Annotated in this window: 20 protein-coding genes; 10 read left to right on the top strand and 10 right to left on the bottom strand. The window is 63.0% G+C overall.

The window, feature by feature from the left end:
- Window positions 1-15: 15 nt before the first annotated feature.
- From AB5Y59_RS18930 to grpE, 7 genes are all read right to left on the bottom strand, one after another.
- Window positions 16-1,431 carry a glycoside hydrolase family 32 protein gene (locus tag AB5Y59_RS18930; RefSeq protein WP_368212519.1) on the bottom strand — a complete coding sequence of 472 codons (1,416 nt, stop codon included), beginning with the start codon at window positions 1,429-1,431 and terminating at the stop codon, window positions 16-18.
- Window positions 1,431-2,795, bottom strand: coding sequence for a sucrose-specific PTS transporter subunit IIBC (locus AB5Y59_RS18925; RefSeq protein ID WP_316286685.1), 1,365 nt, complete (start codon window positions 2,793-2,795; stop codon window positions 1,431-1,433). The genes AB5Y59_RS18930 and AB5Y59_RS18925 overlap by 1 nt, the downstream gene beginning before the upstream one ends.
- 83 nt (window positions 2,796-2,878) lie before the next feature.
- Window positions 2,879-3,838 (bottom strand): aminoimidazole riboside kinase, encoded by a 960-nt coding sequence (locus AB5Y59_RS18920; RefSeq protein ID WP_080767827.1) that lies wholly within the window; start codon window positions 3,836-3,838, stop codon window positions 2,879-2,881.
- 111 nt (window positions 3,839-3,949) lie between these two features.
- On the bottom strand, window positions 3,950-5,440 hold the full coding sequence (locus AB5Y59_RS18915) for a carbohydrate porin (RefSeq protein WP_103261433.1): 1,491 nt from the start codon (window positions 5,438-5,440) through the stop codon (window positions 3,950-3,952).
- Between the two features lie 265 nt (window positions 5,441-5,705).
- On the bottom strand, window positions 5,706-6,842 hold the full coding sequence (gene dnaJ, locus AB5Y59_RS18910; protein ID WP_010673647.1) for a molecular chaperone DnaJ: 1,137 nt from the start codon (window positions 6,840-6,842) through the stop codon (window positions 5,706-5,708).
- A gap of 254 nt (window positions 6,843-7,096) precedes the next feature.
- The gene (gene dnaK / locus AB5Y59_RS18905) at window positions 7,097-9,025 is read right to left on the bottom strand and encodes a molecular chaperone DnaK (protein ID WP_010673646.1); all 1,929 of its coding nucleotides are present in this window, start codon (window positions 9,023-9,025) and stop codon (window positions 7,097-7,099) included.
- A 283-nt stretch (window positions 9,026-9,308) separates the two neighbouring features.
- Window positions 9,309-9,884, bottom strand: coding sequence for a nucleotide exchange factor GrpE (gene grpE, locus AB5Y59_RS18900; RefSeq protein WP_029314044.1), 576 nt, complete (start codon window positions 9,882-9,884; stop codon window positions 9,309-9,311).
- Between the two features lie 263 nt (window positions 9,885-10,147).
- Between grpE and nadK the strand changes: the two genes are divergently transcribed.
- The gene (gene nadK / locus AB5Y59_RS18895; protein WP_010673644.1) at window positions 10,148-11,032 is read left to right on the top strand and encodes an NAD(+) kinase; all 885 of its coding nucleotides are present in this window, start codon (window positions 10,148-10,150) and stop codon (window positions 11,030-11,032) included.
- Window positions 11,033-11,056: 24 nt separating this feature from the next.
- Here nadK and AB5Y59_RS18890 read toward each other — a convergent pair whose 3' ends face one another.
- Entirely contained in the window at window positions 11,057-12,214 is a 1,158-nt protein-coding gene (locus AB5Y59_RS18890) for a GGDEF domain-containing protein (RefSeq protein WP_368212518.1), read from the bottom strand.
- 394 nt (window positions 12,215-12,608) lie between these two features.
- Here AB5Y59_RS18890 and recN point away from each other — a divergent pair, with 394 nt between their 5' ends.
- From recN to AB5Y59_RS18855, 7 genes are all read left to right on the top strand, one after another.
- A complete protein-coding gene (recN, locus tag AB5Y59_RS18885) occupies window positions 12,609-14,273 on the top strand; it encodes a DNA repair protein RecN (RefSeq protein ID WP_368212517.1) in 1,665 nt (554 codons plus the stop codon).
- Window positions 14,274-14,740: 467 nt separating this feature from the next.
- A complete protein-coding gene (locus AB5Y59_RS18880) occupies window positions 14,741-15,181 on the top strand; it encodes a universal stress protein (RefSeq protein ID WP_010673640.1) in 441 nt (146 codons plus the stop codon).
- Window positions 15,182-15,375: 194 nt separating this feature from the next.
- Window positions 15,376-16,539: an efflux RND transporter periplasmic adaptor subunit gene (locus AB5Y59_RS18875; RefSeq protein ID WP_042864171.1), complete on the top strand. Its 1,164-nt coding sequence runs from the start codon at window positions 15,376-15,378 to the stop codon at window positions 16,537-16,539.
- The gene (locus AB5Y59_RS18870) at window positions 16,536-18,554 is read left to right on the top strand and encodes a MacB family efflux pump subunit (RefSeq protein ID WP_368212516.1); all 2,019 of its coding nucleotides are present in this window, start codon (window positions 16,536-16,538) and stop codon (window positions 18,552-18,554) included. The genes AB5Y59_RS18875 and AB5Y59_RS18870 overlap by 4 nt, the downstream gene beginning before the upstream one ends.
- The gene (locus AB5Y59_RS18865; protein WP_221435898.1) at window positions 18,551-19,924 is read left to right on the top strand and encodes an efflux transporter outer membrane subunit; all 1,374 of its coding nucleotides are present in this window, start codon (window positions 18,551-18,553) and stop codon (window positions 19,922-19,924) included. The genes AB5Y59_RS18870 and AB5Y59_RS18865 overlap by 4 nt, the downstream gene beginning before the upstream one ends.
- 132 nt (window positions 19,925-20,056) lie before the next feature.
- Window positions 20,057-20,863: a siderophore-interacting protein gene (locus AB5Y59_RS18860; RefSeq protein WP_124244881.1), complete on the top strand. Its 807-nt coding sequence runs from the start codon at window positions 20,057-20,059 to the stop codon at window positions 20,861-20,863.
- Window positions 20,864-21,114: 251 nt separating this feature from the next.
- A complete protein-coding gene (locus tag AB5Y59_RS18855) occupies window positions 21,115-22,221 on the top strand; it encodes a 3-deoxy-7-phosphoheptulonate synthase (RefSeq protein WP_045524002.1) in 1,107 nt (368 codons plus the stop codon).
- 470 nt (window positions 22,222-22,691) lie between these two features.
- On the opposite strand, the gene AB5Y59_RS18850 is transcribed toward AB5Y59_RS18855, so the two are convergent.
- Window positions 22,692-23,099 (bottom strand): H-NS family nucleoid-associated regulatory protein, encoded by a 408-nt coding sequence (locus AB5Y59_RS18850; protein ID WP_010673634.1) that lies wholly within the window; start codon window positions 23,097-23,099, stop codon window positions 22,692-22,694.
- A gap of 349 nt (window positions 23,100-23,448) precedes the next feature.
- The gene (gene dsdC, locus AB5Y59_RS18845) at window positions 23,449-24,393 is read right to left on the bottom strand and encodes a DNA-binding transcriptional regulator DsdC (protein ID WP_045524001.1); all 945 of its coding nucleotides are present in this window, start codon (window positions 24,391-24,393) and stop codon (window positions 23,449-23,451) included.
- A gap of 215 nt (window positions 24,394-24,608) precedes the next feature.
- On the opposite strand from dsdC, the gene dsdA reads away from it, so the two are divergent.
- Together dsdA and AB5Y59_RS18835 are read left to right on the top strand one after the other, a co-directional pair.
- Complete coding sequence (gene dsdA / locus AB5Y59_RS18840) at window positions 24,609-25,940, top strand: D-serine ammonia-lyase (protein ID WP_368212515.1); 1,332 nt, start codon at window positions 24,609-24,611, stop codon at window positions 25,938-25,940.
- A gap of 339 nt (window positions 25,941-26,279) precedes the next feature.
- Window positions 26,280-26,456: a hypothetical protein gene (locus AB5Y59_RS18835; protein ID WP_080944224.1), complete on the top strand. Its 177-nt coding sequence runs from the start codon at window positions 26,280-26,282 to the stop codon at window positions 26,454-26,456.
- Window positions 26,457-26,460: the final 4 nt, after the last annotated feature.

The following is a 26,460-nucleotide window of genomic DNA, read 5'->3' as shown; positions in this document are numbered from 1 at the left end:
CACACTGAGACCGGGCTATTGTACTAGGCAGGTCGCCAGCGGCCAGTGATCGAGGCAAATTTTGCTGCCATCACCACCGCAACGTGCGGAAAGTACTGGGTTTTCGCCGGGGAAGTAACGGGTCGACAAGCTCTGGCGCCCGCCATCGACGAAGCACTCCAGGCTGGAGCGGTCACACAAGACGGTGATCTTGCCCCCAAGCCAGGGGGCGCTTCGCTCCTCCCACTCCCCGCTCTGCCAGTTCTGGCGACGCAGCACAAGACGCCCCGGCTGCCAGCACAGCTCGACCACGGCCCCGAACCCGAGGCGCCCTTCACCGCACAACGCCAGATCGAGCCAGGCCGAGTCGATGGCCAGTGCAGGCAGCTCATCCGGCGCCCCCTCGAAGCGGGTCTGCTCCCCTTTCAGGGCGCCCAGCTCAGCCACCGGCCGCTGGCAGAGCCACTCATCCTGCCAGAACAGCTCCCGCGGGCAGCTCATCTGGTGGATCCAGCCGTGCTCGAGAGTGGGCTGGCTCATCTCGTTCTCCTCCGGCAAGCCCAGCCAACCGAACAGCAGGCGCCGCCCCTGGCTGTCCTGGGTAGTCTGGGGGGCATAGAACTCGAATCCCCTGTCCAGCTCGTGGAAGGCACCGTGGGCGAAATGCGTCCCATCGAAGTGGCCCACCAGCCAGCCGCACTGGTAGAGGTTGCGATAATCCTCTCCCTGCGGGGCAATCCCCTGGGGGCAGCTGATCAGCACATGGCGATCTCCCAGGGGGAAGAGATCCGGACACTCCCACATGTAGCCAAACTCCCCGAGACCGCCGCGCCCGCTGCCGGCGATGGGGCCCACCAGCGTCCAGGCATCCAGGGTATCACCGCGATAGAGCAGCACTTCCCCCCGATCGTCCAGGGTGCGGGCCCCCAGCACCATCAGCCACTGCCGACCGTCGTGCCACACCTTGGGGTCGCGCACATGGCCGCTGTAGCCTGCGGGCAGGTCCAGCACAGGGCCCAGCTTGGCAAAGCCCCCCGCACCGTCGGCGCGGGCCAGACACTGGTAGGCGGTGCGGCTGCCGTCCGGGTATTTGACGTTGCCGGTGTAGATGAGGGTCAGACGCCCCTGCTCATCGCTCACCGCCGAGCCCGAATAGCAGCCGTGGCTCTCATAGGCCTCGGTGGGCAGCAGCGCCACCGGCTCGTGCTGCCAGTGCAGCAGATCGGTGGAGGTGACATGCCCCCAGCCCTTGTTGCGGTGCTCGCAACCGAGCGGGTTCCACTGGTAGAAAAGATGGTAGTGCCCGTCGTGCTCGATGAAGCCGTTGGGATCGTTGAGCAGCCCCACCGGGGCTGCCAGATGCCAGCGGGGCCGATGGGGATCGGCCGCCGCCTTGAGCTGTCCGGCCAGCAGGGACCGGACAACCTGGTTCAGGAGATGGCTTTCCTTCATCACTCCACCTTGTACTTGAGCAGGTAGGAGGCGGCGAAAGCGGCGCCAAAGGCGATCACCAGACCGATGACGTAGTGGATGAGGCTCATGGGCTGGACGATGGCCATGCCCGGGATGCCGGTCAGGCCCACCGCCGTCATGCCGACCTTGGCCGCCACCACGTAGGCGCCGCCGCAGGCCCCGCCGAACAGACCGGCCAGGAAGGGCTTGATGTAGCGCAGGTTGACCCCGAAGATCGCCGCCTCGGTGATGCCGAGCAGGCAGGACATGGCCGCCGGCACCGTGATGGCCTTGATCTTCACATCGCGGGTCTTGAAGTAGACCGCGAGGCAAGCCCCACCCTGGGCCACGTTGGCCATGGCCCAGATGGGCAGCAGGAAGTTGACGCCGATGGCCGGGTTGGTGAGCAGGCCCGCCTCGATGGCGTGGAAGCTGTGGTGGATGCCGGTGATGACGATGAGCGAATAGGTGCCGCCAAACACCAGACCCGCCAGCCAGCCTGCCTGCTCATAGAGGGCGCTCAGACCGAACGAGATGCCATCCCCCAGCACCCGACCGGCGGGGCCGATGAAGAGCAGTGCCACGAAGCCGGTGATGATGACGGTCAAAAACGGGGTGAGGATGAGATCCAGGGCGTCAGGGATGCGCTTGCGCAGCTGCTTCTCCAGGTGGGACATGAACCAGACCGCCAAGAGCACCGGGAAGACGGTGCCCTGGTAGCCGATCATGGCGACATCCAGGCCGAAGAAGTCCATGGTCTTGAAGCCCCCGGCCACGCCCCAGGCGTTGGTCAGGGCCGGGTGGGTGAGAATGCCGCCGAGCGTCGCCCCCAGATAGGGGTTGCCGCCAAACTCCCGCGCCGCCGTAAAACCGATGAGGATCGGCAGGATGATGAAGGCTGCCGAGCTGAACATGTCGAGCATGACGAACAGGGCGCTGTCGGCGTTGACCCAGCCGTAGGTGCGCACCATGCCGAGCAGCCCCATCAGCAGGCCGGAGGCGACGATGGCCGGAATGATGGGCACGAAGATGTTGGAGAGGGTCCGCGCCAGACGCTGGGCCACGTTGAGCTTGGCCGTCGCCATGTCGGTCAGCTCCGCCTTGCTGGCGGTGCCGGTCCCGGTCAGGGTGACGAACTCCGCATAGACCTTGTTGACCAGGCCGGTGCCGAAAATGACCTGGATCTGGCCGGCGTTGCTGAAGCACCCCTTGACCCCCTCCAGCTTGTCGATGGCGGCCTTGTTCACCTTGCTGTCGTCCGCCAGCACCAGCCGCAGCCGGGTGGCGCAGTGGGCGGCGCTGACGATGTTCTCCCTGCCCCCGAGCAGGGGCACCAGATCCTGGGCTATCGCACTAATATTCATATTCTTCCTCTTATGACCCGCCACGCTGGCGGGCCCTTGTCACATGAGAGTAGGGGCTGTCGAGCCGGGCTTCTAGCCGCAGATCAACAGCCGTCTGCGCCTGATCGCAAAAATTCATCCAGCCGGGTGCGGGTGGGCAGTGCCGTCATCGCCCCCTTGGCGGTGGTGGCGAGCGCCCCGCAGCCGTGGGCCTGGGCCAGAATGGCGGGCAGCTCGGCCAGCGTCGGCAGCGAGGTCCGTTCGGCCAAGGCCGCCAGCAGCCCGGCGACGAAGGCGTCCCCCGCCCCCGTGGTATCGAGTGGCGTCACTTTGGGCCCCACCCACTCCAGCAACTCGCCACCCAGACGGGCCACCACGCCCCCCGCCCCCCGGGTCACCAGCACCAGTGCCGGGCCTGAAAGAGTGGCAAGCCCCGCCGCCAGATCGTCCAGACCGCTCAGCAGTTGCAGCTCCTCCACCGAGAGCTTGACCACGTCTGCGAGGGCCATGGCCTCGCGCACCACGGGCAGCATTTCGGCAGGGTTGCCCCACACCTCTGGCCTCAGGTTGGGGTCGAAGCAGACCCGCCCCCCGACGGCCCGAATGGTCGCCATGGCTTGCAGGCAACTGCTGCGCACCGGCTCGTTGGCGAGCGCAATGGAGCAGGTCAGCAGCCACTGCCCGGCCTGGAAGACCGGCAGATCGGCGGGGCTCAGGAACTGATCGGCGCTCGGGCGCACCATGAAGGTGAAGCTGCGCTCCCCCGCCTCATCGAGATCCACCAGTACCGTGCTGGTGCGATGGGCCGGATCCTGGATCAGATGGCGAATGTCGACCCCCTCCCTGGCCAGAGTCTCCCCCATGAAGCGGCCGAAGGGATCCGCGCCGACCCGGCCAATGAAGGCCGACTCCCCGCCGAGCCGGGCAACGCCCACCGCCACGTTGGCCGGTGCGCCACCCGGACACTTGAGGTAGTGCTGCTCCCCTTCCGGGATCAAGTCCACTACCGCATCCCCCATTACCCACACACGATTCGTCACCTTGTTGCTACTCCACTGCTGCACAGGATTTGCCGGGGTCAGCCCCGGGTTCTGGGTCCGCATTATCAGCTAAACCGTTTTAGCTAACCAACAGATCCCGGGGCCGCCTGCCATTTTTGTGATCGGGATAACGAACTAGAACCAGGTTTCCATCTGCACGCCAAAGTTCCACTCGCCCCCGGCGGTGAAGTTGCTCTGGCCCATGGCATCGGAGCTGGCGTAGTTGTCGAGCTCGGAGGACCAGTCCATCCAGGTGGCGAACACCCGAAGCTCGGGCCGCTCGAAGAAGCCGGCGGTCTGCGCCTTGAAGGTCGGCGCGAAGGTGAGCTTGGTGAAATCGCCGCTCACCGCCTGACGACCCTTGTAGCCCTTGGGATCGAGGTCCATGTACTGCCAGGTCGCCTCGTAGACCAGCTCGACGTTCTGGCTCAGCACCTGGGCCAGGCGGCCATTGAGGGTCACCCAGCGGTACTCGTCCCCTTTCACGTAACGATCCTGGCTGTGCTCGGCCAGCAGGGCCGGGGCCACACGCCAGCGGGGCGCAAGATCGGTGGCGCCAAACACGGCGACCCGCACCGCATCGGCATCCGGCAGCAGCTCGCTGTCGGAGCCCAGCCCCTTGAGCTCGGCACCCAGACCGTGGCCATACAGCACCGCCGCCTTGGAGAAACCGGGGTTGATGCCAAAGAAGCTGTCGGCGTGGTAGGCCACCAGGGTGTGGGCCCCCTTGTTCGCCGCTTCGCTGCCCGTGCCGCCGTCGTTGATGCGCGCCTCGTTATCCTTGGCGGAGAGGCCGTTCAGCATCCACTGCCAGTTGCCAACGCGGTTGTTCATGGTGAGGATGTAGCTCTCGATGTCGGAGAGACCGCTCGCGCTGATGTCGCCGTAGTCGCGCCCGTAGAGGGAGAAGTTCGCCTTCCAGCTGTCGGCCAGCTGCACGTCGTAGACGCCGCCGCCGGTACCGGCCAGGAAGACCACATCCGAGTCGAGCCAGTGGATGTCGAAGTTGTCCCGGTCAAAGCGCTTGCCCGCCCAGAGCACCGAGTGCTGGAAAGGACCGCTGAAGCTCGCCAGATCGCCGATTTCGGCAAACACCTGGCGGGTATTGAGGCTGGAATCGCTGGCGGTCCAGTCGTTGCTGGTCTCCACCCCGTCCGCCAGCATCAGCTTGTAGCGGGCCCAGCTGCCATCGTCGAAGGTCTGGGTCTTCAGCAGGTTGGCCTCCATGTAGGTGTCATCCTCGTTGCCAAGGCGACCCACGGCGCCGCCCACCGAGCCGGCCGGGGTGATGTAGGGGCCGCCGCGGCCACCATTGCCGTTGCCGTTCACCAGCAGGCCCGAGCGGGCATAGCCGTGGAACTCGAAGCCCTGGGCCCCGGCGGTCTGCTTGTCCACCTTCTCGCTCTGGGCCTTGGCCACCACGGCCGTCTCGCGGGCTTCGTTTGCCTTGCTCTGGGCCTCATCGGCCCGCGCTTCGGCAGCGGTGGCGCGCGCCTCGGCTGCCTGCACCCGCGCCTCCAGCGCCGCCAGACGAGCCTCGATACCACCATCCGCCGCCCACAGCGGGCTGCTCATTCCCAATCCCAGCGCCACGGCCAGCGCCAACTTGCTCTTGAACATCGTCATCGTCCTCACCTGTCTTCTGTCGCCCGTCCGGGCTCTGTTGTTGTTGACGAGCCGAGGATAGCTAAACCGCTTTAGCTGACTCAATATGCCAGCTAAACCGTTTCAGCAGGAGTGTGAGCGGGATAACATTTGTACAGGAGGAATTGGTGGAAGTTGTGAGGAGGATCCCTCATCGGGATCCACTCAATAAGGGGGGATCCAGGCCAGATGGCGGGCAAAAAAAAAGCCGGCACATCCGTGCCGGCTTGGGTAACGCGGGTCGCGTTTATTTGGTCAGGTCGTCGAAGAAGCGTTTCACCCCTTCGAAGAAGCCTTCGGATTTCGGCTTGTGAGTCTTGGCAGCGGCGCCGCTGAAGGAGTCATCCAGCTGGCGCAGCAGATCTTTCTGGGTCTCGGTCAGCTTGACCGGAGTCTCGATCACCACCTTGCACATCAGATCCCCCACCTGGCCGGAGCGCACGGACTTGACGCCCTTGCCCCGCAGGCGGAACAGCTTGCCGGTCTGGGTCTCCGGGGTCACCTTGAGCTTGACCCGGCCATCCAGGGTCGGCACTTCAATCTCGCCGCCGAGCGCCGCCGTGGTGAAGCTGATGGGCACTTCGCAGTAGAGGTCGTTGCCGTCACGGACGAAGATCTCGTGCTCGCGCACGTGAACCTGTACGTACAGATCCCCCGCCGATGCGCCGGTTTCCCCCGCTTCCCCTTCGCCGGAGAGACGGATGCGATCCCCGGTATCGACCCCGGCCGGGATCTTGACCGACAGGGTCTTGGTCTTCTGGTAGCGCCCTTCCCCATGGCACTTGCGGCACGGATCCTTGATGATCTTGCCGCGACCGTGACAGTGGGGGCAAGGCTGCTGCACCGCGAAGAAGCCCTGGCGCATCTGCACCTGGCCGGAGCCGTGGCAGGTGGGGCAGGTCTGGGCCTGGCTGCCGGTATGGGCACCGGAGCCGTTGCAGACTTCGCAGTGGACCTGGGTCGGGATCTTGATCTCCTTGGAGACCCCGCGCACCGCCTCTTCCAGCGTCAGCTCCATGTTGTAGCGCAGATCGGCGCCACGGGCCGGGCCGCGACGACCGCCCCCGCGACCACCGAAGATGTCGCCAAACACGTCGCCGAAGATGTCGCCGAAATCGGCACCACCGCCAAAGCCGCCGTGGCCGCCACCCTGGCTCGGATCCACCCCGGCATGACCGTACTGGTCATAACGGGCACGCAGGTTCTCGTCGGTCAGGACCTCGTAGGCTTCCTTGACCTCTTTGAACTTCTCTTCAGCCCCGGCATCACCCTGGTTGCGATCCGGGTGATACTTCATGGCCAGACGCTTGTACGCCTTCTTGATCTCGCGCTCGTCGGCACCTTTCGATACCCCGAGCACTTCGTAGAAATCGCGCTTCGACATACTCATCCTGTTGCTATATCAGCAGTTACGCAGACGGGCGTTGGTTACCCAACGCCCGTAAATTCATTGACGAATCTGCTCACACTCTTACTACGAAGCCGTGATCAAGGCTCATGTGCTGCTCGGAATCCTCACGTATATCTATACGCTCCGGTTCCTGCGCTGCTCTTTACCTTGCTGACGGCCTCTCGCGACAGACCGTGAACAGATTCTGAGCCGATGGGCGAAGCGGACTTCGCCCATCCGGGTCGGGCTTACTTCTTGTCGTCTTTCACTTCTTCGAACTCGGCGTCGACCACGTCGTCGTCAGCCTTGGCAGAAGAGGAGGACTGACCGGCGTCAGCACCGGCGGCGCCTTGCGCCTGAGCCTGCTGCTGGGCAATCTCCATCAGCTTCTGGGACGCTTCCAGCAGCGCTTGCTGCTTGGCTTCGATGGCAGCCTTGTCGTCACCCTTGATGGCGGATTCCAGCTCGCTCAGGGCAGTCTCAATCTTGGTCTTCTCGTCGGCAGGCAGGGCTTCACCGGCTTCGGTGACCTGCTTGCGCACGGAGTGGACCAGACCGTCAGCCTGGTTGCGGGCCTGCACCAGCTCTTCGAACTTTTTGTCCTCGGCCGCGTTGGCTTCGGCTTCGCGTACCATGCGTTCGATCTCGTCATCAGACAGACCGGAAGAGGCCTGGATGGTGATCTTCTGCTCCTTGTTGGTCTCCTTGTCTTTGGCGGAGACGTGCAGGATGCCGTTGGCGTCGATGTCGAAGGTCACTTCGATCTGCGGCAGACCGCGCGGTGCCGGACGGATGCCTTCCAGGTTGAACTGGCCCAGGGACTTGTTGTCGCTGGCGCGCTTGCGCTCACCCTGCAGCACGTGAATGGTCACGGCAGACTGGTTGTCTTCGGCGGTGGAGAACACCTGGGACTTCTTGGTCGGAATGGTGGTGTTCTTCTCGATGAGCGCGGTCATCACGCTGCCCATGGTTTCGATCCCCAGGGAGAGCGGAGTCACGTCCAGCAGCAGTACGTCGGTCTTGTCACCGGACAGTACGGCACCCTGGATGGCAGCACCCATGGCCACGGCTTCGTCCGGGTTGACGTCTTTACGCGGCTCTTTGCCGAAGAAGTCGGCCACGGTCTTCTGAACCAGCGGCATACGGGTCTGACCGCCCACCAGGATGACGTCGTCGATCTCGCCAACCGCCAGACCGGAGTCTTTCAGGGCGACACGAACCGGCTCCAGGGAGTCTTTCACCATGTCTTCCACCAGGGATTCCAGCTTGGCGCGGGTCACCTTGATGTTCATGTGCTTCGGACCGGTGGCATCTGCTGTGATGTACGGCAGGTTCACGTCGGTCTGCTGGGCAGAAGAGAGCTCGATCTTGGCTTTTTCGGCGGCGTCTTTCAGACGCTGCAAGGCCAGCTGGTCGTTGCGCAGGTCAATGCCCTGCTCGCGCTTGAACTCGTCAACCAGGTAGTTGATGACGCGGTTGTCGAAGTCTTCACCACCCAGGTGGGTGTTACCGTTGGTTGCCAGCACTTCGAAGGTGGTCTCGCCTTCGACTTCGTCGATCTCGATGATGGAGATATCGAAGGTACCGCCCCCTAAGTCATACACGGCAACCTTGCGCTCGCCCTTGACCTTGTTGACGCCGTAGGCGAAAGCCGCGGCAGTCGGTTCGTTGATGATGCGTTTTACATCCAGACCGGCGATGCGACCGGCATCCTTGGTGGCCTGACGCTGGGCGTCGTTGAAGTAGGCCGGTACGGTGATGACGGCTTCGGTCACCGGCTCGCCCAGGTAGTCCTCGGCGGTCTTCTTCATCTTTTTCAGCACTTCGGCAGAGATCTGCGGCGGTGCCATCTTCTTGCCTTTCACTTCAACCCAGGCGTCACCGTTGTCGGCCTTGGCGATGGCGTACGGCATGATTTTCAGGTCACGTTGTACTTCGTCATCTTCGAAACGACGGCCGATAAGACGCTTGATGGCGAACAGCGTGTTCTTCGGGTTGGTGATGGCTTGGCGCTTGGCCGGCTGACCAACCAGGATTTCGCCGTCATCGGCATAGGCAATGATGGACGGAGTAGTACGGTCGCCTTCCGCGTTCTCGATCACGCGAGCATGGTCGCCATCCAGAATAGCGACGCAGGAGTTGGTAGTACCCAGGTCAATACCGATGATTTTACCCATTTGACGAATCTCCAAATACTTTGAATAAACTGGCGAGGGGCTCGCCTTGATACGTTAACGGCTAGGTGGGGCCTGCCACTGTGGCTTTCAAGCTCCCGGCATCAAATTTTTTGTGCCGCCGTGGCCTTGCAACCTATATGGGGTCTCAAGTCGGCGCTTCAAGTCCGGCCCTGAAAAAACCTGCATACAGACCACCTGACAGCCAAATGACGCCAGACACGTTTTTTGGCGCCACATCCAACAAAAAGCCCGCCAAGCGGCGGGCTTGGTGAGAACAGCGTGATCAGTCAGCGGACTTGGAGACCATCACCATGGCCGGGCGGATGACGCGGCCATTGAGCTCGTAGCCCTTCTGCATCACGGCGATCACTGTGTTCGGCGCCACGTCGGCACTGGGCACCATGCTCATGGCCTGGTGGGCATTGGGGTCGAACGGCTGGTTGGTCGGGTCCAGCGCCACCAGGCCAAACTTGGCCACGCCGCTCTGCATGGATTTCAGGGTCAGCTCGACCCCTTCAATCATCGGCTTGAGAGTGTCGTTCTCCTTGTCCGCCAGCTCGATGGCGCGCTCCAGGTTGTCCAGCACCGGCAAGAGCTCTGCGGCGAACTTCTCCAGTGCAAACTTGTGGGCTTTCTCCACGTCCTGAGCGGCACGGCGACGCAGGTTCTCCATCTCGGCGACGGCGCGAATGGCGCGCTCGCGCTCTTCCAGGGAAGCCTGCTGGGCCGCCTCCAGCTGGGCCTCCAGCTCGGCGATGCGGGCCTGTTCGGCTGTCACTTCACTGTCTACATCGGTCGGCTCGACTGGCTGGGCTTCCACTTGCTCCATCGCTTCAACCTTTTGTTCTTCGTGGCTCATGACATCTCCAATATTCAGGGGTTGCGTGTGAGGGTGGCTGGCGTTCAGACAAGCGACACGCGCCAGCAGACCCTGTGTTGGCGCTATTATGGGGACACAGCCCCGGCTTTCAAGGGGAAAAGGGCAGATCGGGCACAATGGCGCCCATCCGCGTGCCAGGCAGCCCCTTTTCGGGGCCGATTGCACCAACCGCCACGGAGGCAGACAAATCCCCGGCAAAGCGCGGTATACTCCCCCCAAGACTCTCCCAGACCCGATAACCTATGGATTCTCCGTTCAAAACCGTTGCCCTCATCGGCAAGCCCCATCACGAGGGGGCCAACCAGACCCTGACCGGCCTGTATCAGTACCTGACCAGCCGCGGCTTTCGTGTGCTGCTGGAGAGCCGGGTGGCCCATACCCTGGGGCTGCTCGGGGAGAACGTGATGGATCTGGTGCAGCTCGGCGAGCAGGCGGATCTCGCCATCGTCGTCGGCGGTGACGGCAACATGCTGGGGGCCGCCCGGGTGCTGTCACGGTTCGATGTGGCGGTGATCGGGGTGAACCGGGGCAACCTCGGCTTCCTGACCGATCTCTCGCCCCAGGATTATCTGCTGCCCCTGGAGCAGGTGCTCTCGGGTCACTTCAAAAGCGAGCATCGCTTCCTGCTGGAGGCCGCCGTCTATCGCCACGGGGAGCGCAAGTCGAGCAACCTCGCGGTCAACGAGGCGGTGCTTCACCCGGGCAAGATCGCCCACATGATCGAGTTCGAGGTCTACATCGACGGCAGCTTCATGTACAGCCAGCGCTCGGACGGCATCATAGTGGCGACACCCACCGGCTCCACCGCCTACTCCCTGTCGGCAGGGGGCGCCATTCTCACCCCCAAACTCAACGCCATCACGCTGGTGCCCATGTTCCCGCATACCCTGAGCAGCCGCCCCATCGTGCTGGATGCGGACAGCGAAGTGCGGCTGCTGGTCTCGCCAGACAACCAGGACGACGCCATGCAGGTGAGCTGCGACGGCCAGGTCACCCTGGCGGTCCACCCGGGGGACGAGATCCTCATCAAGAAGAGCAGCCACAAGCTTCATCTGGTGCATCCGCTGGATTACAGCTACTTCCACGTGCTGCGCAACAAGCTCGGTTGGGGCAGCAAGCTCTTCTAGCCAGGCAACACCGGTGGCGAGGGTCTACCCCTCGCTGCTTTCGACCAGCCGAGGCAGTGCCGGCTCGAATGCCAGATGCACCCCGTTTCTCCCCGCTTCCTTCACCCGGTACATGGCAGCATCGGCTTTGGTCAGCATCAGTGCCAGGTCAGCCTCGGCACTGGCGCACACAACCCCCATGCTCACCGTGACCCCCTCGCACGGCAGGCAAGCCCCCTGCCGGGAGCCCGTCTCTATCTGGCGGCGGATCCGGTCACAGATGTCGTGGGCCATCTGGCCGCTCACGCCCCCCATGATGATGGCGAACTCCTCGCCACCGATGCGCCCCACCAGATCATCCTTGCGTACCTCGGCCACCAGCACCCCGGCCACATAGCGAATGACCTCATCCCCGCAGCCGTGACCAAACTGGTCGTTGACCCGCTTGAAGTGATCGATGTCCAGGACCACCACGCAGCGCGTCTGGCCAGGCGTAGCCCCCTCCCCCTGCCTGAAGAGACCGCGCCGATTAAGCACCCCGGTGAGGGGATCCCGCTCCGAGAGCGCCAGCAATGCCTCCTCCGTCTCCACATAGGCCACCAGAGGCAGCAGCAACACCGAGCCGATGGTCAGCACCATGTGCATGAAGAAGATGAGATCGAGCCAACCTCCGCCCCCCATCCGCCCTTCGACTCCCAGCAAGAGCAGCCCCCCCTGGCTCAGCAGGATGGTGAAATGCAGCAGGTAAATGAGCGCCACCGCATGGAGCACCCGCTTCTGTTGCCGGCCGAGAGAGACGATGAGGCAGGCGCACCACAGGTACAACATCGACTCCATCAGAGCCAGCACAATGCGCACGGGGGCGAGGCTGGACAGTCCCAGATAGAGCAGCAGCAACACCGCCACGCCTCCCCCCACGGCATGGGGATGCCATGCGCGTTCGTAAAGCGCACAAAAACCGGCGAGCAACAGCAGGATGCTCATGAGCGAGACCAGGCCGCCGACCCGGATGCCCAGCGCCGGATGACCACCCAACACCCCCAGACTGAGCAGCAGGATGGAGAGGGAGAAGAGAAAAGCGGAGAGGGACCAGTACAGAAAGTTGCCTCGACCCGGCTTCAGGGAGTGGATGAACAGCATGATCAGCCCCGACATCAGGTTGATTGCCAGGGAGATCAGCAGCAGGGTCGGGGTATGGATCATCTTGACGCATCCTTGCGAAGAGGTCTGTGCACAGCCCAGGCTCAACCAGGACTGTTTCGAGTGTGTCTCAGCCAGCCACTCACCACAAGAGAGCCCCTCAAGGTGGCTTCTCGCATCGCCTCAGCCCATGCCAGGTAGGCAGGTAGGCAGGTAGGCAGGTAGGCAGGTAGGCAGGTAGGCAGGTAGGCAGGTAGGCAGGTAGGCAGGTAGGCAGGTAGGCAGGTAGGCAGGTTGATTTTGCAGGCCATCGGATCGGCGTCACCCCCATGCCGCGGCCTTGACATCCTTGCCCTCCCCCTGTTTCGCAAAAATCCTCCCTGCCCACTTTACTGTATATAAGACCAGTATATACTGGATGCATACACAGTAATGTTGGCCCATACAGGATGAGACCATGCTGACCCAGCTGACCGTCAACAACTTCGCCATCGTCAAGTTTCTCGAGCTCGATCTGCAACCGGGGATGACCTGCATCACCGGGGAGACCGGCGCGGGCAAATCCATCGCCATCGATGCTCTGGGGCTGTGCCTGGGGGAGCGCGCCGAAGCCAGCATGGTGCGCCCGGGCAGCGACAAGACCGAGGTGAGTGCCCGCTTCCTGCTGGAGGGAAATCCTGCCGCCCGGGCCTGGCTCGCCACCAACGAGCTTGAAAATGACGGTGAGTGCATCGTCCGGCGGGTACTGTCCGCCGAGGGGCGCTCTCGCAGCTATATCAACGGGGTTCCCGTCCCCCTCGCCCAGCTCAGGAACCTGGGTCAACTGCTGGTCAACGTCCACGGTCAGCACGCTCACCAGATGCTGCTCAAACCCGATTACCAGCTCGCACTGCTGGACGGCTACGCCGGTCATCATCTGCTCCTCGACGATGTGCGCCGCCACTACCAGCAGTGGCGCCAGTTGCAAAACGAGCTCAACCGGCTCAAGGCCGAGCAGCAGCAGCGGGAAGCCCGCCGTCAACTCATCGAATACCAGGTGCAGGAGCTGGACGAATTTGCCCTTCAGCCGGGAGAGTTTGAAGAGATTGAAGAGGAGCATCAGCGGCTCGCCAATGGCACCGAGCTGATGCAGGAGTGCGGGTATTGCCTCGATCTGCTCTATGACAATGAAGAGACCACCATCGCCGGTCTGCTGCAGACGGCCGTGGACAGGGCCGAGACCCTGGTCGGCATGGACAGCCGGCTTGGCAACGTGTTCGGCATGCTCAACGAAGCCCTGATCGGCGTACAGGAGAGCCACAGCGAGCTGCGCAGCTATCTCGACCGGCTGGAACTGGATCCAGAGCGCTTCAACGAGCTGGAGAGCCGCCTCTCCAAGGCCATCAACTTGGCACGCAAGCACCATGTCAAACCGGCGGAGCTGGCCCTGCACCATCAGGAGCTGGCCGCCGATCTGGCCCGCCTCAACTCCGACGAGGAGCGCCTCGAGGGGATGGAGGACGAGCTGGCCTCGGCCCGCCAGGCCTTCGTGCAGGCCGCCGAGGCCCTGAGCCAGAGCCGCCAGCGCTATGCCGAGGAGCTGGGCGCCAAGGTAAGCGCCAGCATGCACGAACTGGCGATGCCCGATGGCCGCTTCGCCATCGAGGTGCGACCCGATGCCCAGAGCAGCCTCTCGCCCCTTGGCATCGATCGGGTGGAGTTCATGGTCACCACCAACCCGGGTCAGCCCATCCAACCCCTTGGCAAGGTGGCTTCCGGCGGCGAGCTGTCGCGTATCAGCCTCGCCATCGTGGTGATCAGTGCTCGCAAGATCTCCACCCCGACCCTTATCTTCGACGAAGTGGATGTGGGGATCAGCGGCCCGACCGCCGCCGTGGTGGGCCGCCTGTTGCGCCAGCTCGGCGAATCCACCCAGGTGATGGTGGTCACCCACCTGCCCCAGGTGGCAGGCAAGGGTCACCAGCACATGGTGGTGAGCAAACACACCGACGGCAAGACAACGGAAACCCAGATGCAGGCGCTCACCCCGGGCGCCCGGCTCAACGAACTGGCCCGCCTGTTGGGGGGCGACCAGATCACCGACAACACCCTGGCCAATGCCCGTGAGTTGCTCGCAAGCTGACCACGGGGCGGGCGGGACATCCTCCCGTCCATGTCGCCCCTTTTAGATTGACCGAGTCATCATCGCGGTAGCCATTTGAAGCCTTTTGCCGACGGCGCCGGCCTGGTTGGCCGATGCCGTAAGCCGCAAGAAAGAGGGGCTGCCCTGGCTAATCCGCGGCACGTGTCTTGATGCTCAGTCTGAGTCTGTCAGCCTGGTCATCACCCAGCCGGGCTTCCATCGCCATGGTCAGAACGCCACTCATCTTCGTTGCACTCATTCATATATCGAACGGACCCACTCCTTCATTTTCCATTCAACTCAGTCTGTTATGATGATGTAAACGGACTCGGTACCTTCAGTTGCCATCGACAGAAGATGACGCTTGATGCAAACACACCGGGTTCGTTTGAGCTGACATTTCGCGGGAAGGGAGAATGGGAGCGCGCTTCCGCCGTCTGACCCGCACCTGCCAAGGAGAACTGCTTATGAGCCCGACCAATATTGTGCTGTTGCTGGAAGGCAAGGATTACGAGCAGGAGACACTGGCCAAGGCGAGCCGTCTGGCACAAGGGCTGGGCGCCAACCTGACCTTGTTGCACCTGACCCACAGCAGCAAGACCCGTCGCAATAGTCTGTCCCTGTCACAAGAGGAGCGCAGCGCCCAGGGCACCCTGGATGCCAAGGCGATCATCAGTGAACTCATCACCCAGCTGTCTCATCCGGTGGATTACCAGTGTCTGGTGGTGGATGACGTGGTGCCGGATCTCCAGCACTGGCTGGCCGCCCACCCCGCCGACCTCTTGCTGGTCGGCAGCCGTCATCACTGGATGGAGGGCTCGCTAGCCCGCCTGCTCCTCTACAAACTGCCCCTCGATATCCAGATCTGCCACGAGCCTCACGCCGCCTTGCTCAAAGCCGTCGGTTGACACCAGAAGACCCGCTCCCTGAGCGGGTCTTCTTGTTTCTGACGCCCCGCCGTCACCCTCCCCCAGCTTGACCTCCTCCACTGCGTCACCGCCAGAACCACACGATTTCTTACACATTGCTCGCTTCTTTTTGAGGGCCATTTGCTGCACGATATGGCCCTTGCACGCCTTCGCTCGTTTCGTTCAGGTGATAAATGAAAGCTCTTCGAAAACCCGGCAAGCTCGCCCTGCTCGCCCTTGTGCTGATCCCTCTCGTCACCTGGCTGGCCTGGCCAGGCAACACACCGGACCCGGTACTGACCGCAACGGTTACCCGCCAGGATGTGGAGCAGACGGTGCTCGCCAGTGGCGTACTGCAGGCCATCGAGCAGGTGGATGTGGGGGCTCAGGTCTCGGGTCAGGTCACCTATCTCGCGGTGGAAGCGGGTCAACAGGTCAAACAAGGAGAGCTGCTGGCGGAGATCGATCCCCTGATCGCCCAGAACAACCTCAAGACCGCCGAGGCGGAGCTGGCCAGCCGCCGCGCCCAGCTCAAGATCAAGCAGGCACAGCTCAAACAGAACGAGCTTGCCTGGCGCCGCCAGCAGCAGATGTTTCGGCAGGAAGCGAGCTCTCGTGCGGATCTGGAGAGCGCCGAAGCCCAGCTTGCCGTCACCCGGGCCGAGCTGCAAAGCGCCCAGGCCGACATCGACAACGCCATCATCAAGGTGGAGCGCGCCAAGACAGAGCTCGGCTACAACCGCATTCAGGCCCCCATGGATGGTACCGTCGTCTCCATCGTCACCCGGCAGGGGCAGACCCTGGCCGCCAGCCAGACGGTACCGACCCTGCTCAAGCTCGCCAATCTTGACACCATGACGGTCAAGGCCCAGATCTCCGAAGCGGACGTCACCCGTGTCAAGGCGGGCATGCCGGTCTATTTCACCCTGATAGGGGATCCGGATACTCGCTACCACGGTACCCTGCGCACGGTCGAGCTGGCACCCACCAACATCAATGAGCAGACGGCCAGCACCACGGCCACCAGCAATGCGGCCATCTACTACTATGCCCTGTTCGATGTGCCCAACCCCGGCCATCAGTTGAGGGTCGCCATGACGACCCAGGTCACCATCGTGCTCGGCGAGCGCAAGCAGGTACTGGCCATTCCCCAGACCGCCCTCGGCAAGAAGACTGGCGACAACGAGTACGAGGTCAGCCTGCTCAAGGCAGGGGACCAGAGAGAGACCCGCCGCATCAAGACCGGCATGAAGGATGACATCAAGATTGAGGTGGTGAGCGGCCTGACCGAGCATGAGAAGGTGATCCTGGAGCAGGGCAAGCCGGCCCTGCACGATGAAGGGGAGATGGAGCCGTGAGCGAGCCCCTGATCCGTCTCAAGGGCATCGAGCGGCGCTACCAGAGCGGAGAGCACGAAGTGACCGTGCTGCACCCGCTGGATCTCGCCATCGATGCCGGGGAGATGGTGGCCATCGTCGGCGCCTCCGGCTCCGGCAAATCGACCCTGATGAACCTGCTGGGCTGCCTCGATCGCCCGAGCGGCGGCCAGTATCTGTTTCGCGGCCAGGATACCGCGACCCTGGATACCCTCTCCCTGGCACGGCTGCGCTGCCACCACTTCGGCTTCATCTTCCAGCGCTATCACCTGCTGCCCCATCTGGATGCGGCCGCCAACGTGGAGATCCCCGCCATCTATGCCGGCACTGCCCGCCTTGATCGCCAGGCCCGAGCCCGCACCTTGCTGACCCGCCTGGGACTGCAGGATCGCAGCCACCACAGACCCGGCCAGCTCTCCGGCGGTCAGCAGCAGCGGGTCAGTATTGCCCGGGCGCTCGCCAACGGCGGCGAGGTGATCCTGGCGGACGAACCCACCGGCGCTCTCGACAGCCAGAGCGGCAAGGAGGTGATGACCATCCTCAAGGAGCTGCACGCCCAGGGCCACACCATCATTCTGGTGACCCACGACATGGCGGTGGCAAGCCATGCGGATCGCATCATCACCCTGCGTGACGGGCGGGTAGTGGAGGACAGCGGCCATCGGGCGGCCGATGACAACGCAGCCTCCCCATCCGGGGCGCCGGCCCACCCGCAGCCGGGTGACGGCAGCCAGCTGGCCCCTCCCTCTGTCGGGCAAGATGCACAGGCCACAGGCGCCGCCGTCCGCACCGCAAGCCGGGGCTGGGATCGCTACCGGGAGGCGGGGCGCATGGCCCTGCACGCCATGCTGGCCCATCGCATGCGCACCTTCCTCACCATGCTCGGCATCATCATCGGCATCGCCGCCGTGGTCAGCGTGGTGGCGCTGGGTCAGGGGGCGCGCGCCAAGGTGATCGACGACATCAACGCCATGGGCACCAACACCATCGACATCTTCCCCGGCAAGGACTGGGGAGACGAGAAGGCCGCCAGCATCCAGACCCTGAACGAGCGGGATCTCGACGCGCTGCTCGGCCAGCCCTATCTGGAGGGGGCCAGCCCCCAGATAGCGACGTCGGGCCAGCTTCGCTATCGCAACAAGACCAGCAGCGGCAGCGTGATCGGGGTCGGCAACGACTTTTTCCGGGTCAAGGGGATGACGCTCACCCAGGGGCGCCTGCTCGATGAGCGGGACATTCGCAACCGGACGGCAGTCGCCGTGGTGGATGGCAAGACCATAGAGAGCCTGCTCGGCCAGGTGGACCCGGTCGGCCAGGTGGTGCTGGTCGGCACCCTGCCGGTGCGCATCGTGGGGGTGGTCACCCAGGAGACCGGCTTTGGCCGCAGCAGCCAGTCGGTCAATGTCTGGCTCCCCTACAGCGCCGTCATGAGCCGTCTCCTCTCCCAGCAGCACTTCACCCAGATCACCATCCGGGTCAAGGACGGCGTCCAGCCCGCCCTGGCCGAGCAGGCGGCAGTCGCCCTGCTGACCCAGCGCCACGGCGTGAAGGACTTCTTCACCTTCAGCAGCGACAGCATCGTCAAATCGGTGGAGAAGACGACCGCCACCCTGACACTGCTGGTCTCCGCCATCGCGGTGATCTCCCTCATCGTCGGCGGCGTCGGAGTGATGAACATCATGCTGGTCTCGGTGGTAGAGCGTACCCGGGAGATAGGGATCCGCATCGCCGTCGGCGCCCGCCAGTCCGACATACTGCAACAGTTCCTCATCGAGGCGGTGATGGTCAGCCTGCTGGGGGGGCTGCTCGGTATCGGCCTCGCCCTGCTCATCGGCGCTCTCTTCTCCCTGCTCGTGGAAAGCTTCCAGATGCGCTTCTCGCTCTTCTCCATCCTTATGGCCTTCGGGTGCTCCTCCCTCATCGGGATCCTGTTTGGTTACCTGCCCGCCCGCAATGCGGCCAGGCTCGATCCGGTGGAGGCACTGGCGAGGGAATGACGATGCACAACCTATCAAGGCTCGGGCTAAGCCTGATGCTCACCGCCAGCCTCGGTGCCTGCAGCCAGCAGAGCAACTATCACAGACCCGATCTCGACGTGGCGCCAGCATGGCAGCAGGAGAGCCGGGGTCTCACCGTGCAGCAGGCTGGCCCCTGGTGGCAGGGATTCCAGGATCCCGCGCTCGATCGCCTGGTCGAGGCGGTGCTGGCCGCCAACCCGGACATGCGGGTGGCCGGGCTCAAGCTCAAGAATGCCCTGCTCGGCGCCGATCTGGCTGACACCAACCTCACCCCCTCGGTCAGCGCCAATCTCGGGGCCAGCGGCACCAAGAACATGAAAGATGGCAGCGCCAGCAGCAACCTGGGCCCCTCCCTCAACCTCAGCTACGAGGTGGATCTCTGGGGCAGACTGGCCGCGGCAAGGGATCAGGCGAGCTGGGAGGCACAGGCCAGCGAACAGGATCTGGCCGCCACCCGGTTGCTGCTCATCGGCAAGACCCTGGAGCAATACTGGCAACTGGCCTACCTCGGCTCGGCCATTACCCTGGGCACCCAGCAACTGGTCAATCTGGAGCGCATTGAACGCCTGACCCGCGCCAAATACGAGGCGGGCGCCGTGACCCGACTCGATCTGGTACAGGCCAGCCAGCAGAAGGCAGGCAAGCAGGCGGAGCTCGCCACCCTCACCCAGCAGCGGGCACAGGCGGGCAATGCTCTTCGCCTGCTGCTGGGCCGCAGCAGCGGGCCGCTCGCTGACGCTCCCGACGCCCTGATCATGGGCCCGATCCCGTCCGTGGCGGCCGGCATTCCCGCCGATGTGCTGGCCCGGCGGCCCGATGTGCGCGCCGCCGAACTCAGGCTGCGCAAGACCCTTGCGAGGGGAGACGAGATCCGCACCGGCTTTTATCCCACCCTGAGCCTGACCGGCGGTGCCAGCACCACCTCGGATACCCTGACCCAGGTGCTGCAAAATCCAGTCGGCACCCTGGGCGCCACGCTGGCGCTCCCTTTCCTCGAGTACAACAAGACCCGGCTCTCCATCGCCAGCGCCGACATCGACTACCAGATTGCCGAAACCGAATTTCGCAAGCAGCTCTATACCGCGCTGCTGGAAGTGGAGGATGGCCTGGCCGCCCGTCAGCAAGGGGATCAGCGGCTGCGCTATCTGGAGCAGCAGAGGGCCTATGCCCGGGAGGCCGAGAGGCTGGCAGGCGCCCGTTTCCTGGCCGGAGCCACCGGGGTGCAACCCTGGCTGGATGAGCAGAACCGCCTGTGGGATGCCGAGCTCGCCCTGCTGGCACAGCAGCAGGCCCAGCTCAACAACATGGCAGGCATCTATCGGGCGTTGGGGGGAAGCGATCAAACCTGACTCAGGCAGAGAGTGTTGTATCGCGATGGACATCCCGAGGAGGTCAATCGCGACCCATTCTGCCCACAAACCAATTGATAATAGTTTTCATTTCATCAAGAATGGGCGCCATCATCAGCCAGGAGTATGCCCATGTCTCAACCCGCCCCGGCCAATCGCCCCCGCCTGCTCACCGTCAAGCATGTTCAGGATGTGAGCCCGCACCTGCGCCGAATCTGCCTGACCAGCCCCGAGCTTGTGGACTACCCCTTCAGCTGTGGCGGTGCTCATGTCAAGATCATGCTGCCCCGACCGGGTCAGCGCGAGATAGTGTTGCCCACCCCCACCGACAAGGGGCCTCGCTGGCTCGATCCCGCCCAGAAACCCGTCATTCGCACCTTCACCATACGCGCGTTTCGCCGGGAGGCGCTGGAGCTCGACATCGACTTCGCCCTGCACGGCGAGGCCGGCCCCGCCAGTCGTTTCGCCCTGCACGCCAAACCGGGTGACAGGCTCGCCATCTCGGGCCCGGGCGGTCCCGACCCCATGCTGCAAACGGCCGAGCACTATTACATGGCGGGGGATCTCACCGCCCTGCCCGCCATCAGCGCCATGGTGGAAGTGATGCCAGCCCATGCCCGCGGCCATATCGCCCTGCTGGTCCCCCATCAGGACGACGTGCAGGATCTGTCGCTGCCGGCCGGCGTCGACCTGCGCTGGTTCGTGGGCAATCCGGAACAGGCCGCGACCCTGGTGGCGCATTTCACCGCCCAGCCCATGGTCGCCGAGGGGAGCTATTTCTGGTTTGGCGGGGAAGAGAGCCTGGTCGTGCCGCTGCGCCGCCACGTCAGACGCGCCCTGGATGCCGAGCGCCAGCGGGTCTACGCAGTCCCCTACTGGCGCAGCGGCAAGGATGAAGACGCCTACCATCAGGACAGGCACGCCGTGATGGACAGCTGATCCCCTCTTTATCTTGTGACTGGCGGGCTTCTTCCCTCGGGGAAGCGGCCTGCTTTTGCTGCGGTTCCCCCGCCATCGTTCTCTCTCCCCCCATCTTCGCCTGGCGATTTCATTGCACTTGCATTTGAGACAAACACCAAGATAATGACAATCATTCTCAACAACTGCGATAAGCCGTGAATCTGTCTGCTCCCAACAAGATGCCGCATACGGGTTCCCCATCGCACACATGCACAGCAAGGTAACTCCAGATGGCAGTTTTGAATTCGGTCATGCGCGCCTTCGCCATAGAGGCGCTACCCACCCCTGCCGAGCTGCTGGCGCAGCACCCCTGTCCGGCCGATATGGCCCGGCACATCGACAACCAGCGCCATCAGGCACGCCGGATCCTGGCAGGTGAAGACGATCGCCTGCTGGTCGTGATTGGCCCCTGCTCCATCCATGATCCCGTCGCGGCCCTGGACTATGCCGGACGGCTGGCACGACTCGCCACCGCCTATGAAGACAGCCTTCAGATAGTCATGCGCGCCTATTTTGAAAAGCCGCGCACCACGGTGGGCTGGAAGGGGCTGGTCTTCGATCCGCACCTGGACGGCAGCAACGACATCAATCGGGGATTGCATCTGGCACGCCAGGTGCTGCTCGACATCAATGGACTGGGGCTCGCCACCGCCACCGAATTCCTCGACACCACCAGCTTTCTCTATCTCGCCGATCTCGTCAGCTGGGGCGCCATCGGGGCACGCACCACGGAGTCTCAGGTCCACCGGCAATTGGCCTCCGCACTGCCCTGCCCCGTGGGATTCAAGAACGGTACGGACGGCAATATCCGGGTCGCCATTGATGCCATCCAGGCCAGTACCGCCTCCCATCTCTTCACCGCCCCCGGCAGCCAGGGCGGCATGGTAGTGATCAAGAGCGAAGGCAATCCCGACGGCCATATCATTCTGCGTGGCGGCACCCTGCCCAACTACCACCAGAGCGATGTGGCGGAGGCAGCAGACCGCCTCACCCGCCAGGGACTCCCCCCTCGCCTGATGGTGGATTGCAGCCATGGCAACAGCCAGAAGCTGCACACGAACCAGCTGAAGGTCGCCAAAGAGCTCTGTCGCCAGCTGAGCGAAGGGAGCCAAGCCGTCGCCGCCGTCATGGTCGAGAGCTTCTTGCTGGGAGGAAACCAGAAACCGGCTCCTTTGGGTGAACTGCAATACGGTCTGTCAGTGACCGATGCCTGCCTCTGCTGGGAAGAGAGTGAACACCTGCTTGCCATGCTGGCAGAGGCGGTCCAGGCCCGTCGCCGCACCCGGAGAAAATACACACACGCCGTTCAGTCTGAACTCGGACAACCCGTCATCTAGCATTCGGTTTATTTGTTTGCCACCAATCCGTGTCTGCCTCAACCGCACATTGTCCGGCATCGTGCGGATATATCGCAGAAGAGCGGTGTCAAACAGACCATAAATAGAGGGGATAAATTAATAGGCGGTGGGCGTCATGCATCAGCATGAAAAAGAGACGGGCCGCTCAGGCATACAGATGAGGATCCACCGCCGCTATTTCATTCTGTCACAGCAGGTATCCATGATCGTTTCTCACAAGGGACGAAGAAACACGGGCTGTATGAGTCCTCAGTGCGTATAAGTGGCGAGGTGGCGTGGAAGATGATGCGCCAACTTTATTGGGCACATGATGGTTATGGCTATTCCAGACGAGGCTCTCCAATTAACCGGAGTAACCTGCGCAATTGGGTTTTACTGCGACATCCTCTGAACCCTGAAAATAATAATGCCGCCCTGCAGGCGGCATTATCGAGATCCGGATCCGGCGATCAGATCAGGAAATCGTTCAGATCCTTGCCCAGCGCAACTTGCTCGGCGATGGCCTTGGGCATACGACCCTGACCGGTCCAGGTCTTCTCCTGACCGTCTTCCTGGTACTTGTATTTCGCAGGACGGGGAGCACGCTTGCTCTTGGTGGTGCCCGCCGCAGCCGGAGCCGCCACGCTGCCGATCAGCTCACGGGGATCGATACCAGCCTGTTGCAGCATTTCGGTGAATTCATTCAGTTTGCGCTGACGCTCTTCCTGTTCGGCACGTTCCTGTTCAACGGACTCGGCACGCTCGTTATATACCAGGTCAAACTTTTCTTTCGCTTCTTGCAGTTGCTCAAACGGCAGTTCACGAATGGCAGCGCGCAAGCTGCGAATGTTCAGCAGAACCTTCAGAAACTCGTTCATTACTTCCTCACAGAATTATTTTTGTATGTCACAGGGATAACACGATTTGAGAATAGCATGCCCATTGGATAACAACATAATGTTTTTATACCATCCGGCAGCGCGCTGACACCATATGGACATTATTCACCGTGGTTAATTCCCTGCCTGATACTTATTGGGAATACCCTCACGGACTTTATTTTCTATTTTCCCCGGTTAATCTCTGGTTCACCTCATCCGTTGCACACGCTGTTATCTCTTACCCGCGACGCTCTGCGCCAAGTCATTTAGCAGCAGTGCCGGCCCTTATTGTACAAATAGTGCGCTCATGGCCATCACCTTCGCGGACAATAAACCAGGTCCCGTTTCAGGATGCCCCTTGCGCCTGATCCTGTATCCAGCGGATGAATGCCTGGATCTTGGGACACTGGCGATGAGGGAGGGTCGCCAGGTAATAACGCGGCTCGCAGCGCACCGCCATGTCCGGGAAGGGCATCACCAGCGCTCCGCTCGCCAGCGCCTGGCTTGCCAGCTGCCTGCGCCCCATGGCGACACCGGCGTGGTGGGTGGCGGCAAGGATCGCCAGATCCGCTCGATCAAATCCCATGTGTGACGAGCAGGCCTCCAGGGAGAGATGCCAGTGGCTCCCCCAGGTGCGCCACTCGTCGCTGTCGGTGTCCAGGCCCCAGGCCTGTCTGTCATGGAGCAGGCGGCACTGCTGCAGATTCCCCACCTCCCCCATCAGACCGTGGTCGCTGGCGTATTGAGGGCTGCACACCGGCACCATGTATTCATCCATCAGGGGGTGGATGGCCAGGCCCGTCGGGGTTCTGGCATCGAAGTTGAGGGTCAGATCGATGCCGTAGCCGTGCAGGTTGATGTGCTCGTTGCCCGTCAGCAGGTTGAGCTCGATGTGAGGATGCAGACGGGAAAAATCGGCGAGCCTTGGCACCAGCCAGCACTGGGCGATGGAGGGGCGCGAGTGCAGCGTCAGGGAGCCCGACAGCGCCTGCTCCCTGATCTCCAGCACCTCCTGATTGATGAACTCCAGGGAGGAGGTGAGGGCCCAGAAGATGCGCTGCCCCTCCGTGGTCAAGGCCACCTTGCGGTGAAAGCGCTGGAACAGCAAAAAACCGAGCGCCTCTTCCAGGGCCGAGATGCGGTGGCTCACCGCGCTTGGGCTCAAGGAGAGCTCGTCGGCGGCGAGCGCAAAGGAGCCGTGGCGGGCCGCCGCCTCGAAGGTGTGGAGCCTGGCGAGCTGATGGCTGCTGAGCAGCTTGCTCCTCACCCCCGGGTACTCATCGCGTTGCATGGTTGGGCCTCCCTCTCTTTTATCTGGCAGATGATACCAGAAGGGCGAGGTTTGCATTCACCAGGAAGACTCAACTCACCCGTATTCGAAGGCACAGCAGGGTAGATGACCATTTGCATCAACTGGGCTCATCCAAGCGACGCGTTTTATCATTTGTCACGGCAACGCTGGTGCCATTCAATGGGATGATTCCGTCACCACCCCGCGAGGCTTTCATGACACACACCGACATTGCCGGGCTCATCGCCCGCTTCCCCCTGCTCGAACCGCTGATCGCCCTCACCCCTGTGACCTGGTTCAATCCGGGGGCCACCTCCCTCGCGGAAGGATTGCCCCATGTGGGGCTCACCCGGCACGATGTGGCCACCGCCTCCGCCCGGCTCGCCCGCTTCGCCCCCTACCTGTGCGAGGCCTTCCCCGAAACCCGCGCCAGCCACGGCATCATCGAGTCCGGGATCGCCGCCATCCCGACCCTGCAGGGGACCCTCAATGCGCGCTACGGTGTCGAACTCACCGGCAGGTTGCTGCTCAAACAAGACAGCCATCTGCCCATCTCCGGCTCCATCAAGGCGCGCGGCGGCATCCACGAGGTGCTGGCCCATGCCGAACACCTGGCCATCCAGGCTGGACTGCTGCGCGAGACGGATGACTATCGCACGCTATTTTCGGACGAGTTCCGCCACTTCTTCGGCCAGTACAGCATCGCGGTGGGGTCGACCGGCAACCTCGGCCTCTCCATCGGCATCATGAGCGCCCGCCTCGGCTTTCGCGTCACCGTCCACATGTCGGCTGATGCGCGGGAGTGGAAGAAGCGCAAGTTGCGCGAACATGGCGCCATCGTGGTGGAATACGCCGAGGATTACGGGGTGGCGGTGGAGCAGGGACGCAAGGAGGCCGAGCGCGACCCCAACTGTTTCTTCATCGATGACGAGCACTCTCGCACCCTGTTCCTCGGCTATGCGGTGGCGGGCGAGCGGGTGAAAAAGCAGTTCGACGAGATGGGCATCAGGGTGGACGCCGACCATCCGCTCTTCGTCTACCTGCCTTGCGGCGTCGGCGGTGGCCCGGGCGGGGTGGCCTTTGGTCTCAAGCTGGCGTTTGGAGACAACGTGCACTGCTTCTTCGCCGAGCCCACCCACTCCCCCTGCATGCTGCTCGGGGTCCACACCGGGTTGCACGATGCCATTGCGGTGCAAGACCTTGGCATCGACAACCTCACCGCCGCCGACGGCCTCGCGGTGGGACGCGCCTCCGGTTTTGTCGGCCGCGCCATGGAACGCCTGCTTGCGGGCTTCTACACCCTGAGCGATCAGGAGATGTACGACCTGCTGGGGCTCCTGGCCCGGAATGAAGAGATCCGGCTCGAGCCCTCGGCACTGGCGGGCATGGCAGGCCCCTGGCGAGTGGCCACCAACCTTGAGTGGCAGAGTGGGCAGGGACTGGATGCAGCCAGGATGGCCGGGGCCACCCACCTGGTGTGGGCCACCGGCGGCGGCATGGTGCCCGCCGAGGAGATGGAAAAATACCTGGCCTGCGCCCGGATCTGATCTTTTTTTCGCCCCCGTGACCCGCCGACCTGGCGGGTTTTTCTGCTGCGAGATCAGCAAGATGGCACCTCAGCCCTCGCCAACATGACACAGACGGCCAGACTGCTGGACAGCCTGATTTGTCATCCAGCCCCACTGACTGGTTATTTTGTGATACGATAGAGACCGTTTTTTGACATCTGCGCCCCGTTGTCCCCTTTTTCCGGTGAGATAACCACCGGATCCGGCGACCAACACCTGCCGGGCGCAGCACAACATGTGCCCAGTTCGAATCGCTCCTGCGCGACCTTGACGCCAGGAGCACTCCCCTCTGGGCACCTTAGATAAGGAGATCGGGCGATGAAACAATATCAAAGCTGGTTGGGACAATATCTGATGAGCCGCCGTGACGGAGACCACGCCATGGCATCCGAGCTCGCCAACTCCATCTGCGAATTCTGGCAGGCCCGTGGAGATGAGGCCGAGACCAGCAAATGGCAGCAGATCTACGAGCAGCACGTGGAAAAAACCACCTGACGAC

The organism is Aeromonas sp. s10 (assembly GCF_040907975.1).
Taxonomy (GTDB): domain Bacteria; phylum Pseudomonadota; class Gammaproteobacteria; order Enterobacterales; family Aeromonadaceae; genus Aeromonas; species Aeromonas caviae.
This window is presented reverse-complemented; position numbering and strand designations above follow the sequence as displayed.

Coding starts and splice junctions, on each gene's coding strand:
- AB5Y59_RS18930 (WP_368212519.1), bottom strand. CDS start 1,431: ATGAAGGAAAGCCATCTCCTGAACCAGGTTGTCCGGTCCCTGCTGGCC.
- AB5Y59_RS18925 (WP_316286685.1), bottom strand. CDS start 2,795: ATGAATATTAGTGCGATAGCCCAGGATCTGGTGCCCCTGCTCGGGGGC.
- AB5Y59_RS18915 (WP_103261433.1), bottom strand. CDS start 5,440: ATGACGATGTTCAAGAGCAAGTTGGCGCTGGCCGTGGCGCTGGGATTG.
- dnaJ (WP_010673647.1), bottom strand. CDS start 6,842: ATGTCGAAGCGCGATTTCTACGAAGTGCTCGGGGTATCGAAAGGTGCC.
- dnaK (WP_010673646.1), bottom strand. CDS start 9,025: ATGGGTAAAATCATCGGTATTGACCTGGGTACTACCAACTCCTGCGTC.
- grpE (WP_029314044.1), bottom strand. CDS start 9,884: ATGAGCCACGAAGAACAAAAGGTTGAAGCGATGGAGCAAGTGGAAGCC.
- nadK (WP_010673644.1), top strand. CDS start 10,148: ATGGATTCTCCGTTCAAAACCGTTGCCCTCATCGGCAAGCCCCATCAC.
- AB5Y59_RS18890 (WP_368212518.1), bottom strand. CDS start 12,214: ATGATCCATACCCCGACCCTGCTGCTGATCTCCCTGGCAATCAACCTG.
- recN (WP_368212517.1), top strand. CDS start 12,609: ATGCTGACCCAGCTGACCGTCAACAACTTCGCCATCGTCAAGTTTCTC.
- AB5Y59_RS18880 (WP_010673640.1), top strand. CDS start 14,741: ATGAGCCCGACCAATATTGTGCTGTTGCTGGAAGGCAAGGATTACGAG.
- AB5Y59_RS18875 (WP_042864171.1), top strand. CDS start 15,376: ATGAAAGCTCTTCGAAAACCCGGCAAGCTCGCCCTGCTCGCCCTTGTG.
- AB5Y59_RS18865 (WP_221435898.1), top strand. CDS start 18,551: ATGACGATGCACAACCTATCAAGGCTCGGGCTAAGCCTGATGCTCACC.
- AB5Y59_RS18860 (WP_124244881.1), top strand. CDS start 20,057: ATGTCTCAACCCGCCCCGGCCAATCGCCCCCGCCTGCTCACCGTCAAG.
- AB5Y59_RS18855 (WP_045524002.1), top strand. CDS start 21,115: ATGGCAGTTTTGAATTCGGTCATGCGCGCCTTCGCCATAGAGGCGCTA.
- AB5Y59_RS18850 (WP_010673634.1), bottom strand. CDS start 23,099: ATGAACGAGTTTCTGAAGGTTCTGCTGAACATTCGCAGCTTGCGCGCT.
- dsdC (WP_045524001.1), bottom strand. CDS start 24,393: ATGCAACGCGATGAGTACCCGGGGGTGAGGAGCAAGCTGCTCAGCAGC.
- dsdA (WP_368212515.1), top strand. CDS start 24,609: ATGACACACACCGACATTGCCGGGCTCATCGCCCGCTTCCCCCTGCTC.
- AB5Y59_RS18835 (WP_080944224.1), top strand. CDS start 26,280: ATGAAACAATATCAAAGCTGGTTGGGACAATATCTGATGAGCCGCCGT.